Genomic DNA, 13273 nt, shown 5'->3' on the forward strand with positions numbered 1-13273 from the left:
CGACCACCGCATGAACGTCATCGGCTTTGCCGGCTATTCCGGCGCAGGCAAGACCACGCTGGTCGAACGATTGATCCCGGTGCTCCGGCTGCAGGGCCAGCGCGTGTCGGTGGTCAAGCACGCGCACCACAAGTTCGACATCGACCATCCCGGCAAGGACACCTACCGCCACCGGGAGGCCGGTGCCTTCGAGGTGGTGGTGGCGTCCGACAAGCGGCTGGCGCTGATGCGCGAGTTCGAGCAGCCGGCCCAGCTGTCGGTGCACCACCTGATTGCGGAGCTCTACGACGGCGTCGACTGGGTGCTGGTCGAAGGCTTCAAGCACAGCGACCTGCACAAGGTCGAGATCTGGCGCGAGCCCGCGGCCGGCGAGCCGCCGCGGCCGGCCCAGTACGGCGACGACCCCTTCATCGTCGCGCTGGCTACCGACACCCCGAACGACCTGCCGCGGCCGACCCTGATCCCGGTGTTCGATATCGACGATGTCGATGCGCTCGCGCAATGGCTGCTCGACAATGCCCATCGTTTCGAATACCGAGCCGACGATCATGTCCCGCCCCTCTGAACGCCCTCTGTTGATGCCCCTGGACGAGGCCCTGGCGAGCCTGCTTGCCAAGGCGACGCCGCGGCTGGACACCGAAAGCGTGTCGACCTTCGAGGCCGATGGCCGGGTGCTGGCGCAGGACGTGGTGTCCGGCCTCACCGTGCCGCCGCGCGACAACAGCGCGATGGACGGCTACGCCGTCCGCGCGGCCGATTGCGCCGCCGTCGGTGCGGTGCTGACGGTGGCTCAGCGCATTCCCGCGGGCAGCGTCGGCACGCCGCTGGCAGCCGGCACCGCGGCGCGCATCTTCACCGGCGCGCAGATTCCCGAAGGCGCCGACGCGGTCGTCATGCAGGAAGACACCGGTGCTCTGCCCGAAGAAGGTTCGCTCGGCCGCGTGCGCATCGACACCGTGCCGGCTGCCGGCCAGTGGATCCGCCGTGCCGGTGAGGACGTGGCCGCCGGCGACGTCGTGCTGGCGCGCGGTGAGCGCCTCACGCCCGCCGCGCTGGGCCTGGCCGCCAGCGTCGGCTTCGACCGCCTCCAGGTCGCGCGCCGGCCGCGGGTCGTGCTGCTGTCGACCGGCGACGAACTGGTCATGCCCGGCGAGGTCGCACCCGAGGCCATGAAGCCCGGCGCCATCTACAACTCCAACCGCTTCTTCATGCGTGCCTTGCTCACACGCCTGGGCTGCGACGTGAGCGACCTGGGCATCGTGCCCGACCGGCGCGACGCCACCATTGACGCACTGCGCACCGCGGCCGAACACAACGACCTGATCGTCACCACCGGCGGCGTGTCGGTGGGCGAAGAAGACCACATCAAGGCGGCCGTCGAAGCGCTCGGCGAGCTGCAGCTCTGGTCGCTGTCGATGAAGCCCGGCAAGCCTTTCGCCTATGGCCGCATCGGCAACGCGCATGTGACCGGCCTGCCCGGCAACCCGGTCTCGAGCTTCCTAACGTTCCTCCTGCTGGTGCGCCCCTTCCTGCTGACGCTGCAGGGCGCGACACGCGTGGCACCGGGACCGGTGGCCATGCGCGCAGACTTCGAATGGCCGCGCGCCGATCGCCGCCGCGAGTTCCTGCGTGCAAGGCGCAATGCGGCGGGCGGGCTCGACCTGTTCCCCAACCAGAGTTCCGGCGTGCTCACCTCGGCCGTCTGGGGCGATGGGGTGATCGACACGCCGGCGGGACAGTCCTTCAAGAAGGGCGACACGGTGCAGTTCATTCCCTTCGCCTCCCTGCTGGCCTGAGAGTCTTTGATCATGAAGATCGACATCCGTTATTTCGCCTCGGTGCGCGAAGCCTTGGGCAACGGCGAAACCGTTGAGACGCAGGTCGCCACCCTGGCCGAGCTGCGCGACGAACTCATCGCCCGCGGCGGCCCGCACGCCAACGCACTGGCGCGCGGCAAGGCCGTTCGCATGGCGATGGCCCAGGTCATGTGCCCGGAGTCGACAGCGCTGCACGACGGCAGCGAGGTCGCCTTCTTTCCGCCGGTGACGGGCGGCTAATCCAGCAATTCGACGGCGACGCGCAGACGTTCGCGCAGCGCCGCGCTGGCGGGCGTCATGGGCGCGCGAAGTTCATCGCACAGCGCGTCGCCGCTTGCCAGCATGGCCTTCACGGGGGCGGGGTTGGGCTCCGCAAAGCAAAGCGCAATCAGCGGGCGCAGCGAGCGCCAGGTTTCGCGGGCATCGGCCAACCGACCTTCGGCAAGCAGGTGCAGCAGTCGCACGAAGTGCTCGGTGTGTAGGTGCGCGCTGGCGGCGATGGCGCCGGCACCACCCTCGGCCAGCGTCGCGAAGATTTGCGCGTCTTCACCCGCGAGCACCTGCAGACGGCCATCGACGATCAGTGCGTGCGTCTTCGACGGATCGCCGCCGCAGTCCTTCACGGCGCGAATCTGCGGGTGAGCCGACAACGCGAGCAAGGTCTCCATCGAGATCGTCGTGCCCGTGCGATAGGGGATGTCGTAGATCAGGATCGGCAATGGGCTCGCCTCGGCGATGGCGCGGAACCAGAGCAGCAGTCCTTCCTGCGCCGGGCGGATGTAGCTGGGCGCCGGCACCAGCAGCCCCGTCAGCGGTTCGGCAGCCAAGCGCCGCACCCAGGCCAGCGTCTTTTCGAGGTGACTGCCGGAAATGCCCATGATCCGCGGCAGATCCGGTGCAGCGTCGGCCACGGTGGCCAGCACCGCCAGTTGCTCCGCTTCTTCGAGGGCGGCGGCTTCGCCAGTCGAGCCGCACACGACGAAACCGGCAATGCCGGTGGATGCGAGCCGGCGCACCAACGCGCGGAGGGCCAGGTGGTCGACCGCGCCATCGCGAAACGGCGTGATCAACGGAATCCAGAGACCCGAAAAATCGGGTGTCTGCTGAGAAGGGTCTGAAAGGTAAGGCACGCAAAAGCTCCTTGCGGAAGCGACCGATGGAAGAACCACCGTCGGATGCGCGTGCGCCACGGGCTACAGCCTGAGCCTTGCCGGTTCCGTCGCTCATCCGACGACGGAACCGCAGCTCCGGTCAGACGAACTGTGGTTTTTTGGCTTTGCCGTTCCGGTGCACGCAGCCCCGGCCTTCGGTCGAAGGCGAGAGGGAATGCGAAGTGCAGGAGGGCATGACCGGAGTCTATCGCGATGCCACAATTCGGCGATGACCGGCCCACGCGTTTCCATCCAGACCGCCGACTTCGACCTGCAGCAGGAGATCGCCACGCTGCGCGCCGGCGACACGCGCGTCGGCGCCGTCTGCAGCTTCATCGGCACGGTGCGCGACAGAAATAGGGCCCCCACGCTCGGCACTGACGTGTCCTCGCTGCCTCCCGAGGGGGTGCTTTCGCCTTGGGGCGGCCCGGCGGCGAAAGACGACGGCAGCACCATCACCTCGATGGAGCTGGAGCACTACCCCGGCATGACCGAGAAGGCCATCGAGGCCATGATCGACGCCGCGCATCGCCGCTTCGACATCCTCGGCGCGCGCGTGGTGCACCGCGTCGGTCTGCTGCAGCCGCTCGACCAGATCATGATGGTCGCCGTGGTCTCGGCACACCGCGGTCAGAGCTTCCAGGCTTGCGAGTTCCTGATGGACTACCTCAAGACGCAGGCGCCGTTCTGGAAAAAGGAACGGACGCCCGAAGGCGCCCGTTGGGTCGATGCACGCGTCGCCGACGACGCGGCCCTGGCGCGCTGGGGCATCGATGCCCCGAACGCCTGAAGCGCCTTATTGTGGCTTGAAGCCGCTGGCCTGGATGATCTTTTCCCAGGCGCTGGTGTAGGTGCGCACCCGGCCTGCGAACTGGCCTTGCGATTCGTAGGCAACGTTCAGGCCCATGTCCGTCAACTTCTTCTTCACATCGGGCATGGCCAGCACCTTCTGCAGCGCGGTGCCGAACTTGTCGATCACCGGCTGGGGCGTGCCCACCGGTGCGAACAGGCCGTAGTAGGGGTAGTCGTCCAGGTTCGCGAAGCCCAGTTCGGTGAAGGTCGGCACCTGCGGCAGCAGCGGCTGGCGCTTGGCGCCGATCACGGCCACGATGGTCACCTTGCCGGCCTTGTGGTTCTCGATGAAGTCGGGCACCGAGGCGATGCCGGCGGTGATCTGGTTGCCCAGCATGTCGGCCGTCATCGGGGCGCTGCCGCGGTAGGGGGCGGCCTGCAGGTCGAGCTTGTACTTTTCGCCGATCAGCTTGACCAGGAACTCGGGGATCGAGCCGGGCGCCGGCACACCGATGGTCTCCTTGCCGCCGCGCGCGGTCTGCACCCATTTCACGTAGGCGTCCATCGTCTTCGCCGGGGTGCCACCGGAGACGGCCAGCACGTTGGCGAAGGTGGCAAAGCCGGCCACGGGCACGAAGTCGGTCGCCGGGTTGAAGCCCGGGTTCTTGACCACCTGCGGCAGGATGGAGATGCTGTGATCGTGCGTCAGGAACAGCGTGTGGCCATCAGCCGGGGCGGCCTTCAGGGCCTGCGCCGCAATCTGACCGCCCGCGCCCGCGCGGTTCTCGACGACGACCGGCGAGCCGAGTTCGTCCTTGAGTTTTTCCGCCAGGGTCCGGGCGATGGCGTCTGTGCCCGCACCGGCCGGGAAGCCCACCAGCAGACGAAGCGGCGTGCCGCCTTGCGCCTGCGCAAGGCCCGACAGGCTCAGGGAGGCTACAACGAGGCCGAGCGTCAGCGCCCGGCGAACCGGTTGAGCACGCTGCGTTGAAAAAACCATGATCGACTCCAATCAATGAGATAAGCGGGCGGCGGTGCAATAGCCGTGCCTGATTTTGTCCGCGCTCTTGAACGGTGCGCGAACGCTCCTATTTTGAAGGCAAGGAAATCACACCATGCGCCAAGACAAACTCACCACCAAGTTCCAGGAAGCCCTGGGCGATGCGCAATCGCTCGCGCTGGGCAACGACAACGCCTACATCGAGCCGGTCCACCTGCTCGCCGCCATGCTGCGGCAGGACGAGGGCCCGCGCGCGCTGCTGGAGCGCGCCGGTGTCAACGTGCCGGGCCTGTCACAGGCGGCCGAGGCCGCCATCAAGAAGCTGCCGCAGGTGCAGGGCGGCGAGGCCGTCCAGGTCGGCAACGAGCTCAACAAGCTGTTGCAGGCGACCGAGAAGGAAGCCATCAAGCGCAACGACCAGTTCATCGCGGGCGAGCTGTTCCTGCTGGCCGTGGCTGATTCCAAGGCCGACGTCGGCAACCTGGCGCGTGCCAATGGCATGACGCGCAAGTCGCTCGAAGCCGCCATCGACGCGGTGCGCGGCGGGCAGGGCGTGAACAGCGCCGACGCCGAAGGCCAGCGCGAGGCGCTCAAGAAATACTGCATGGACCTGACCGAGCGTGCGCGCCTGGGCAAGCTCGACCCGGTGATCGGACGCGACGAGGAAATCCGCCGTGCGATCCAGGTGCTGCAACGCCGCACCAAGAACAACCCGGTGCTCATCGGCGAACCCGGTGTCGGCAAGACCGCGATCGTCGAAGGCCTGGCCCAGCGCATCGTCGCGGGCGAGGTACCGGAGTCGCTCAAGGGCAAGCGCGTGCTGTCGCTCGACATGGCCGCGCTGCTGGCCGGCGCCAAGTTCCGGGGTGAGTTCGAAGAGCGCCTGAAGACCGTGCTCAACGAGCTGGCCAAGGACGAAGGCCAGACCATCGTCTTCATCGACGAGCTGCACACCATGGTCGGCGCCGGCAAGGCCGAGGGTGCCATGGACGCGGGCAACATGCTCAAGCCGGCCCTCGCGCGCGGCGAGCTGCATTGCGTCGGCGCGACCACGCTCGACGAATACCGCAAGTACATCGAGAAGGATGCCGCGCTGGAGCGCCGCTTCCAGAAGATCATCGTCGGCGAGCCCTCGGTCGAAGCGACCATCGCCATCCTGCGCGGCCTGCAGGAAAAGTACGAAGTGCACCACGGCGTGCAGATCACCGACCCGGCGATCGTCGCCGCGGCAGAGCTCTCCGACCGCTACATCACCGACCGCTTCCTGCCCGACAAGGCGATCGACCTGATCGACGAGGCCGCGGCCAAGATCAAGATCGAGATGGACTCCAAGCCCGAGGTGATGGACCGCCTCGACCGCCGCTTGATCCAGTTGCAGATCGAGCGCGAAGCCGTGCGCCGCGAGAAGGACGAGTCGTCGCAAAAGCGCTTCGGCCTGATCGAGGAAGAGATCGTGCGGCTGCAGAAGGAAATCGCCGACTACGACGAAATCTGGCAGGCCGAGAAGGCCCAGGCACAGGGCAGTGCACACATCCGCGAGGAGGTGGAGAAGCTCAAGATCGAGATCAAGGATTGGGAGCGCAAGGGCGACTTCAACAAACTGGCCGAACTGCAGTACGGCCAATTGCCCGCGCTCGAAAAGCGCCTGAAGGAAGCCGAAGCCAGCGAAGCCAGCAAGGGTGGCTCGAACAAGCCCACATTGCTGCGCACGCAGGTCGGTGCCGAAGAGATCGCCGAGGTCGTGGCGCGCGCCACCGGCATCCCGGTCGCCAAGCTGATGCAGGGCGAGCGCGACAAGCTGCTCGTGATGGAAGACAAGCTGCATGAGCGCGTGGTCGGCCAGGACGAGGCCATCGGTGCAGTCGCGAATGCGATCCGCCGCTCGCGCTCGGGTTTGAGTGACCCCAACCGCCCGACCGGCTCCTTCCTGTTCCTCGGCCCGACGGGCGTGGGCAAGACCGAGCTGTGCAAGGCGCTCGCGGGCTTCCTCTTCGACAGCGAAGACCACCTGATCCGCGTCGACATGAGCGAGTTCATGGAGAAGCATTCGGTCGCACGCCTGATCGGTGCGCCGCCCGGCTACGTGGGCTACGAGGAAGGCGGTTACCTCACCGAGGCCGTGCGCCGCAAGCCCTACAGCGTGCTGCTGCTCGACGAAGTCGAGAAGGCGCACCCGGACGTGTTCAACATCCTCCTGCAGGTGCTGGACGACGGCCGCCTGACCGACGGGCAGGGCCGCACCGTGAACTTCAAGAACACGGTGATCGTCATGACCAGCAACATCGGCTCGCCGATCATCCAGGCGATGGTCGGCCAGCCGAGCCAGGACATCAAGGACGCGGTGTGGGACGAGCTGAAGAACTACTTCCGCCCCGAGTTCCTGAACCGCATCGACGAGACGGTGGTGTTCCACGCGCTTGACGCGAAGAACATCGAATCGATCGCCGCGATCCAGCTGAAGGTGCTGCAGGCGCGGCTCGCGAAGATGGACCTGGCGCTCGATGTGTCGCCGGCCGCGCTGGCGGAGATCGCCAAGGTCGGCTTCGACCCGGTCTTCGGTGCGCGGCCGCTCAAGCGGGCGATCCAGCAGCGCATCGAGAACCCGCTGAGCAAGCTGCTGCTGGACGGCAGTTTCGGGCCGAAGGACACGATCCGGGTGGAAACCGACCCGATCCAGTCGCCCGGGCAGTTCTCGTTCACGAAGGGCGGGGAACCATCGGCCCAAGCGCTGGCCTAATGCCGATGATGAATTTCATCCTCCGCTTCGTTCTCTTCTGCCTGGGGCTGGTCTTCGCGGCCAGCCTGGCCGTCGCAGTGCTGCTGCTGGCGGCCGTGTGGGGCCTGCGCTACGGCTGGGCGCGCCTGACAGGCCAGCCGGTCGCGCCGTGGAGTGCCACGCTGGGTGGGCGCTTCAACCCGCGCAGCGGCTTCGACCGCTTTCGTGCGGCGCAGCAACCCGCCGAGCCGACCGCGGCCGACGTGGTCAGCGCCCGGGCGCGGGGTGAGTCGGCGCGCAGCCCGGTCGCTGCCCTGGGCGACGTCGGCGAGGTGACCGACGTCCGGGCCCGCCCCGCCACGCGCGGCGAGTGAGCCTCCGCCGGCTGGGCCGGCACTGCCCGTAGACTCCGCGCATGAACGTGCGTTTTCTCGAGGCCTTCGTCTGGGTTGCCAAGCTGGGCAGCTTCAAGGCGGCCGCCGAAAAGATGCACACCACCCAGGCCGGCATCTCCAGCCGCATCGCGACGCTGGAAGAGCAGTTCGGCGTACGCCTGTTCGACCGCGAGCACCGCGGCGTGCTGCTCACCTACCAGGGCACCGAGCTACTGCCGCACGCCGAGCGCATGATCGAGTTGCAGGCGCGCATGGTGGCGGCCATGGGCCAGACCGACGCGTACTCGGGCATGTTGCGCATCGGCGTGATCGAGACGGTGGCCCACACCTGGCTGCCCGACCTGTTCTCGCGCTTCGCCGAAAAATACCCGAACGCCACGCTGGAGCTCATCTCCGACATCACGCCGCGGCTGCGCGACGATCTGCTGCGGGGCACGCTCGACTGCGCAATCCTGTCGGAAGAGATCACCCAAGGCTTCATCGACAACCGGCGCATCGCCAACTTCGCGATGCGGTGGGTGACCAGTCCGTCGCTGGCGCTGAAGTTTCCGTCGCGCAGGCTGCTGTCCTTCGCCGACATCGCGGAGCAGCCCATCATCTCCTTCCACCGCGATTCCAGCGTCTACCGCAACATCGCGCAGAACGCGAGTGGCTGCGCAAACCTGCGGGTGAGCTACTTTTCGTCGCTCGGCGCCATGGTCGATCTGGCGCGCTCCGGCTTCGGCACGGCGCTGCTGCCGCTGGCCGTCATCCAGCAGGACCTGCTGCAGGGCAAGCTGGTGGTGCTGGACGTCGACCCGGTGCCCATCCCCTTGCCACTGGTCGCCAGCATGCGCCTGGAACCCGCGTCGCCCTTGGCCGAAGCGCTCATCACCATGGCGCAGGCCGCATGCGAGCAGTTCATCGCGACCTGCCGCGACGACGTGCTCGCGCCCTGATCCGGCCCACATTGCGCCCGAAGCTGGGGCGGTTGGGTGCGCCAGGGCTGTGCATCACGAAACGCTATGGGTCGCCGAAAGAATTTCCCGTTTGACCCTGCGAGGGCGCGCGACAACACTGCGCGCCATGCACAAGTCCATGACCGCCAAAAGACATCGCGAGTTCTTCGCGATCCGTCCTGCCGCCGCGTCCACCGAATGGTCGCCCGTGGCCTGCTCGGCCGGCCGCATCGACGAGATCATTCTGGCCGACAACCTCGACACGGCGGCCGGCACCGGCTCGCGCACGCGGCTGGCCCGCTGGTCGGCCGGCGCGCTGATCGACCGGCCGGTGGTCCACGACTTCCATGAAGAGGTCTTCATCGTCGAAGGCGAGCTGGTGGTCGGCTGCGACGCCGAAGGCGAGGGCGGTGAAGCCTTCGGTCCCTACACCTTCGCCTGCCGCCCGCCGGGCGCGGTGCACGGCCCCTTCGTCTCCCGCACCGGCTGCGTGATGTTCGAGATCCAGTACTACGAATGAGCACCGCCACTTCTTCCCTCGCCACCCTGGCGCCCACCGGCCGCGATGCGCGCTTGCTGATGCGCAGCGGGCGCTACGGCGGCCACACGGCCGGCATGGCGCCGGGCCACGTGCAGGGCAACCTCGCGATCCTGCCGAAGGCGCAGGCCGATGACTTCCTGCGCTTCTGCCAGCGCAACCCCAAACCCTGCCCTTTGTTGGCGGTGTCGGAGCCGGGTGACCCGGCGCTGCCGACGCTGGGCGAAGACATCGACATCCGCAGCGACCTGCCGCTCTACCGCGTCTGGCGCGACGGCGTGCTGGTCGACGAGGTGCAGGACATCGGCGCGCTCTGGCGCGACGACCTGGTGAGCTTCGTCATCGGTTGTTCCTTCTCATTCGAAGAAGCACTGCTCGAAGCCGGCGTGCCGTTGCGGCACGTGGCCGAGGGCCGCAACGTCGCGATGTACCGCACCAACGTGTCGACCGTGCCCGCCGGGATCTTCCAGGGCCCGCTGGTGGTGTCGATGCGTCCGATGAAGGCGGCCGACGCGATCCGCGCGGTGCAGGTCACCTCGCGCTTCCCGCAGGTGCACGGCGCGCCGGTGCACATCGGCCGGCCCGACCTCATCGGCATCGCCGACCTCGGTGCACCGGACTTTGGCGAGCCGGTGGCCGTGATGGACGACGAGCTGCCCGTGTTCTGGGCCTGCGGCGTCACGCCGCAGTCCGTCGTGATGGCCGCCAAGCCCTCGTTCTGCATCACGCATGCGCCGGGTTGCATGCTGGTCACGGATTGGCTCAACCACCGCATCGCCAGTTTCTAGTCGCCGTCTTTCTTCTTTTCTTCAGGAGTCCTCGATGAAGCCAACGCTCTCTTCCCTCGCATCTGTCGCCGTGGCCGCCATGCTGCTCGCCGGCACCGCCGTCGCCCAGGTGCCGGCCGGTCCCAAGATCGCCGTGCAGGCCATCACGCAGGTGGCGCCCAACCTGCCGCAGTACACCAAGGTCGACCAGCCGCTGCTGCGCGACGGCATCAACAAGGCCACCAACGGCCGCGTCGAGGTCACGCTGTCGTCCTGGCCGGAACGCAACGTGAACGGCCCTGAAGTGCTGCGCCTGGTGCGCTCCGGCCAGGTGGACATCGCCGCCGCGCCGCTGACCACCGTGTCGGGCGACGTGCCGATGCTCGACGGCGTCGACCTCGCGGGCATGAACGCCGACATCGCCCAGGCTCGCAAGGTGGCCGACGCGATGGTGCCGGTCGCCAACAAGGAACTGGAGCGCCTGGGCATCAAGCTGGTCGCGACCTACCCGTTCTCCGGCCAGATGCTGTTCTGCCGCAAGCCGGTGATGAGCCTGGCCGACCTCAAGGGCCTGAAGGTGCGCACCAACGGCCCGTCGGCGTCGGACCTGATCAAGTCGCTTGGCGGCCAGCCGGTGTCGCTGGCCTTCGGCGAGGTCTACACCGCGCTGGAGCGCGGCACAGTCGACTGCGGCATCACCGGTGCCGGTTCGGGCAACGGCGTGAAGTGGCCGGAAGTCACGACGCATCTCTACACACTGCCGCTGTCGTGGTCGACCTCGGGCTACTTCGTGAACCTGGCCTGGTGGAACAAGCTCGACCCGGCCGTGCGCGGCCAGTTCGAGAAGACCATGAGCGAGGTGCAGGAAGCGCAGTGGAAGCTCGGCGTCGAAGCCACCAACGACGGCATCGCCTGCAACGTCGGCCGCGCCGAAGGTTGCAAGCTGCACACGCTGATGAAGAAGCCGATGGTCGAAGCCAAGCCCGAAGCCGGCGTGACCGTGTCGCTGCAGAAGCACCTGGCCGACGACGTGCTGCCCGGCTGGATCAAGCGCTGCGGTGACCGCTGCGCTGCGGTGTACACCGAGGTGATCGCCCCGATCACCGGCATCAAGTACGTGGCCAAGTGATGTTCCGTGCGCTCGAATGGGTGAGCGCCAAGGCGATGACCATCGCCGGCTGGTGCTACCTGGTGATCACCCTGCTGATCTGCTTCGACATCGCGGCCCGGCGCCTGCTGGGCTTCTCGACCGAGGCGACGACCGAAGTCACCGGCTACCTGATGGCCATCGGCATGAGCTGGGGGCTGGCGGGCACGCTGTTCGAGCGCGGCCATGTGCGCATCGACGTGCTGGTGCAGAAGATGCCGCTGAAGGTGCGCGTCTGGCTCCACCTGGCGTCGCTGCTGGCCCTGTTGGTGGCCACCGGCTTCTTCGCCTTCGGCGCCTTCTCGCTGGCCAAGGATTCGTGGGACTTCGGTGCCACCGACCTCTCGGCGCTGCACACACCGCTGGCCATCCCGCAAGGCCTGTGGGCCGCCGGGCTGGTGTTGATGCTGCTCGCCTGCGTGGCCATCGGCGCGCGCGCCGTGCGCCAGCTCGCCCAGGGCGACGCCGACGGCATGGACCGCATGCTGATGGCGCGCACCTACGTCGACGAAGCGGCCGAAACGCTGGAGGCCGTGGCCGAGGCGCAGCAAGGCATGCAACAACCTGCCGTTTCCACGACCACAGGAGCTTCGCGATGATCGCCATCGTCTTCATCGTCGCGATTGGCCTCTTGATCGGCGGCGCTTCGCTGTTCGGCATGCACGACCATGCGGCGGCCATTGCCACCTCCGGCGTGCCCTGGTGGGCGCTGGCCTCGGTGCTGGTGGCCTTCGTCGGCTTCTTCGCGGGCGGCATCTACGTGGGCGCCGCGCTCGCGGTACTGTCGCTGCTGGCCGGCTATGCGCTGTCGGACCGCCCGTTCTGGAACTTCATCGGCGAGATGATCTGGAGCCCGTCGACCAACTTCGTGCTGGTGTCGGTGCCGCTCTTCCTGCTGATGGGCGAGGTGATGCTGCGCGCCGGCCTGTCGGAGCGGCTGTACCGTGCGCTCAACATCTGGATGGGCCGCCTGCCCGGCGGCCTGCTGCACACCAACATCATCTCGTGCGGCGTGTTCTCGGCCGTGGCCGGCTCCAGCGTGGCGACCGCCGCCACCATGGGCTCGGTCGCGCTGCCGTACTTCGAGAAGAGCCACTACCCGCCCAAGCTGGTGCTGGGCTCGCTCGCCGCCGGCGGTGCGCTGGGCAACCTGATCCCGCCGGGCATCACCTTCATCATCTACGGCCTGATCACCGAGACCTCGGTGGGCGCGCTGTACCTGGCGGCGGTGGGGCCGAGCATCCTGGTGGTGGCGCTGTTCACGGCCGTCATCCTGTACTACAGCTACAAGCTCAAGCTGCACGGCGACGAGGCGTCCAAGGCCATCACCTGGCAGCATCGCATCGCCAGCCTGTCGGACCTGGTGCCCACCGCGCTGCTGATCGGCCTGGTGCTGGGCACCATCTACGCCGGCTGGGCCACGCCCACCGAGTCGGCCGCGCTCGGCGTGGCGGGCAGTCTGGTGCTGGCGCTGGTGGACCGCAAGCTCAAGTGGAAGATGCTGGCCGAGTCGATGAAGGCGACCGCGCGCACCACCTCGATGATCGCGCTGATCCTGTTCGGGGCGTACTTCCTGAACTACATCCTGTCGTCGCTGGGCATCCCGCAGATGCTGGCGAAGTTCCTCACGGGGCTGCCGTTTCCGGGCTGGGTGATCATGCTGGTGATCATCGGCTTCTACCTGGCGCTGGGCACCTTCATGGAAGGCATGTCGATGGTGATCACCACCATCCCGCTGCTGTTCCCGGTGGTCACGGCGCTGGGCTACGACCCGATCTGGTTCGGCGTGGTCATCACGATGCTGGTGGAGATCGCGATGATCAGCCCGCCCGACGGCACGGTGCTCTACGTGCTGCAGGGCATGCGACGGCAACCCGGACCCATCACCGATGTGTTCGCCGGCGTGATGCCCTTCATGCTCGTCTACATGCTCGCGATCATCGTATTGATGGTGTTTCCTGCCATCGCGCTGTGGCTGCCGGCCTACCTCATGTGATCCCCTTTTTTGCGGA

The 13273-nt window shown here is 67.4% G+C and carries 14 protein-coding genes; 12 read left to right on the forward strand and 2 right to left on the reverse strand.

What is annotated here, in order from left to right; all coding sequences use genetic code 11:
* Window positions 1-10 precede the first annotated feature (10 nt).
* From mobB to ACSFA2_RS03185, 3 genes are read left to right on the forward strand one after another with little or no spacing between them, the layout of a single operon-like run.
* A complete protein-coding gene (mobB, locus tag ACSFA2_RS03175) occupies window positions 11-565 on the forward strand; it encodes a molybdopterin-guanine dinucleotide biosynthesis protein B (RefSeq protein ID WP_435453844.1) in 555 nt (184 codons plus the stop codon).
* Complete coding sequence (locus tag ACSFA2_RS03180) at window positions 549-1796, forward strand: molybdopterin molybdotransferase MoeA (protein WP_435453845.1); 1248 nt, start codon at window positions 549-551, stop codon at window positions 1794-1796. Before mobB ends, ACSFA2_RS03180 begins: the two co-directional genes overlap by 17 nt.
* A 12-nt stretch (window positions 1797-1808) precedes the next feature.
* Window positions 1809-2057: a MoaD/ThiS family protein gene (locus tag ACSFA2_RS03185; protein WP_435453846.1), complete on the forward strand. Its 249-nt coding sequence runs from the start codon at window positions 1809-1811 to the stop codon at window positions 2055-2057.
* Here ACSFA2_RS03185 and dapA read toward each other — a convergent pair.
* Window positions 2054-2947, reverse strand: coding sequence for a 4-hydroxy-tetrahydrodipicolinate synthase (dapA, locus tag ACSFA2_RS03190; RefSeq protein ID WP_435454166.1), 894 nt, complete (start codon window positions 2945-2947; stop codon window positions 2054-2056). The genes ACSFA2_RS03185 and dapA overlap by 4 nt on opposite strands.
* Window positions 2948-3197: 250 nt before the next feature.
* Here dapA and ACSFA2_RS03195 point away from each other — a divergent pair, with 250 nt between their 5' ends.
* Complete coding sequence (locus ACSFA2_RS03195) at window positions 3198-3758, forward strand: molybdenum cofactor biosynthesis protein MoaE (protein WP_435453847.1); 561 nt, start codon at window positions 3198-3200, stop codon at window positions 3756-3758.
* 6 nt (window positions 3759-3764) lie between these two features.
* Here ACSFA2_RS03195 and ACSFA2_RS03200 read toward each other — a convergent pair whose 3' ends face one another.
* Window positions 3765-4760, reverse strand: a complete 996-nt coding sequence (locus tag ACSFA2_RS03200; protein ID WP_435453848.1) for a Bug family tripartite tricarboxylate transporter substrate binding protein — start codon at window positions 4758-4760, stop codon at window positions 3765-3767.
* Window positions 4761-4875: 115 nt separating this feature from the next.
* Between ACSFA2_RS03200 and clpB the strand changes: the two genes are divergently transcribed.
* The 8 genes from clpB to ACSFA2_RS03240 all read left to right on the forward strand — a co-directional run bounded on the left by clpB (window position 4876) and on the right by ACSFA2_RS03240 (window position 13257).
* A complete protein-coding gene (gene clpB / locus ACSFA2_RS03205) occupies window positions 4876-7497 on the forward strand; it encodes an ATP-dependent chaperone ClpB (protein WP_435453849.1) in 2622 nt (873 codons plus the stop codon).
* A gap of 8 nt (window positions 7498-7505) precedes the next feature.
* Window positions 7506-7850 (forward strand): hypothetical protein, encoded by a 345-nt coding sequence (locus ACSFA2_RS03210; RefSeq protein ID WP_435453850.1) that lies wholly within the window; start codon window positions 7506-7508, stop codon window positions 7848-7850.
* Between the two features lie 41 nt (window positions 7851-7891).
* A complete protein-coding gene (locus ACSFA2_RS03215; protein ID WP_435453851.1) occupies window positions 7892-8809 on the forward strand; it encodes a LysR family transcriptional regulator in 918 nt (305 codons plus the stop codon).
* A gap of 139 nt (window positions 8810-8948) precedes the next feature.
* Window positions 8949-9329: a cupin domain-containing protein gene (locus ACSFA2_RS03220; RefSeq protein ID WP_435453852.1), complete on the forward strand. Its 381-nt coding sequence runs from the start codon at window positions 8949-8951 to the stop codon at window positions 9327-9329.
* A complete protein-coding gene (locus tag ACSFA2_RS03225; RefSeq protein ID WP_435453853.1) occupies window positions 9326-10135 on the forward strand; it encodes a putative hydro-lyase in 810 nt (269 codons plus the stop codon). The genes ACSFA2_RS03220 and ACSFA2_RS03225 overlap by 4 nt, the downstream gene beginning before the upstream one ends.
* 34 nt (window positions 10136-10169) lie before the next feature.
* Window positions 10170-11243, forward strand: a complete 1074-nt coding sequence (locus ACSFA2_RS03230) for a TRAP transporter substrate-binding protein (protein WP_435453854.1) — start codon at window positions 10170-10172, stop codon at window positions 11241-11243.
* Window positions 11243-11860, forward strand: coding sequence for a TRAP transporter small permease subunit (locus ACSFA2_RS03235; protein ID WP_435453855.1), 618 nt, complete (start codon window positions 11243-11245; stop codon window positions 11858-11860). Before ACSFA2_RS03230 ends, ACSFA2_RS03235 begins: the two co-directional genes overlap by 1 nt.
* Window positions 11857-13257, forward strand: a complete 1401-nt coding sequence (locus tag ACSFA2_RS03240; RefSeq protein ID WP_435453856.1) for a TRAP transporter large permease — start codon at window positions 11857-11859, stop codon at window positions 13255-13257. The genes ACSFA2_RS03235 and ACSFA2_RS03240 overlap by 4 nt, the downstream gene beginning before the upstream one ends.
* Window positions 13258-13273 lie beyond the last annotated feature (16 nt).

The sequence above is a fragment of the Variovorax cryoconiti genome (genome assembly GCF_051216395.1).
Lineage (GTDB): Bacteria > Pseudomonadota > Gammaproteobacteria > Burkholderiales > Burkholderiaceae_C > Variovorax.

What these genes read in the sequence shown, in the direction of transcription:
- mobB (WP_435453844.1), top strand. Translation starts at nt 11, where the DNA reads ATGAACGTCATCGGCTTTGCCGGCTATTCCGGCGCAGGCAAGACCACG.
- ACSFA2_RS03180 (WP_435453845.1), top strand. Translation starts at nt 549, where the DNA reads ATGTCCCGCCCCTCTGAACGCCCTCTGTTGATGCCCCTGGACGAGGCC.
- ACSFA2_RS03185 (WP_435453846.1), top strand. Translation starts at nt 1,809, where the DNA reads ATGAAGATCGACATCCGTTATTTCGCCTCGGTGCGCGAAGCCTTGGGC.
- ACSFA2_RS03195 (WP_435453847.1), top strand. Translation starts at nt 3,198, where the DNA reads ATGACCGGCCCACGCGTTTCCATCCAGACCGCCGACTTCGACCTGCAG.
- ACSFA2_RS03200 (WP_435453848.1), bottom strand. Translation starts at nt 4,760, where the DNA reads ATGGTTTTTTCAACGCAGCGTGCTCAACCGGTTCGCCGGGCGCTGACG.
- clpB (WP_435453849.1), top strand. Translation starts at nt 4,876, where the DNA reads ATGCGCCAAGACAAACTCACCACCAAGTTCCAGGAAGCCCTGGGCGAT.
- ACSFA2_RS03210 (WP_435453850.1), top strand. Translation starts at nt 7,506, where the DNA reads ATGAATTTCATCCTCCGCTTCGTTCTCTTCTGCCTGGGGCTGGTCTTC.
- ACSFA2_RS03215 (WP_435453851.1), top strand. Translation starts at nt 7,892, where the DNA reads ATGAACGTGCGTTTTCTCGAGGCCTTCGTCTGGGTTGCCAAGCTGGGC.
- ACSFA2_RS03220 (WP_435453852.1), top strand. Translation starts at nt 8,949, where the DNA reads ATGACCGCCAAAAGACATCGCGAGTTCTTCGCGATCCGTCCTGCCGCC.
- ACSFA2_RS03225 (WP_435453853.1), top strand. Translation starts at nt 9,326, where the DNA reads ATGAGCACCGCCACTTCTTCCCTCGCCACCCTGGCGCCCACCGGCCGC.
- ACSFA2_RS03230 (WP_435453854.1), top strand. Translation starts at nt 10,170, where the DNA reads ATGAAGCCAACGCTCTCTTCCCTCGCATCTGTCGCCGTGGCCGCCATG.
- ACSFA2_RS03235 (WP_435453855.1), top strand. Translation starts at nt 11,243, where the DNA reads ATGTTCCGTGCGCTCGAATGGGTGAGCGCCAAGGCGATGACCATCGCC.
- ACSFA2_RS03240 (WP_435453856.1), top strand. Translation starts at nt 11,857, where the DNA reads ATGATCGCCATCGTCTTCATCGTCGCGATTGGCCTCTTGATCGGCGGC.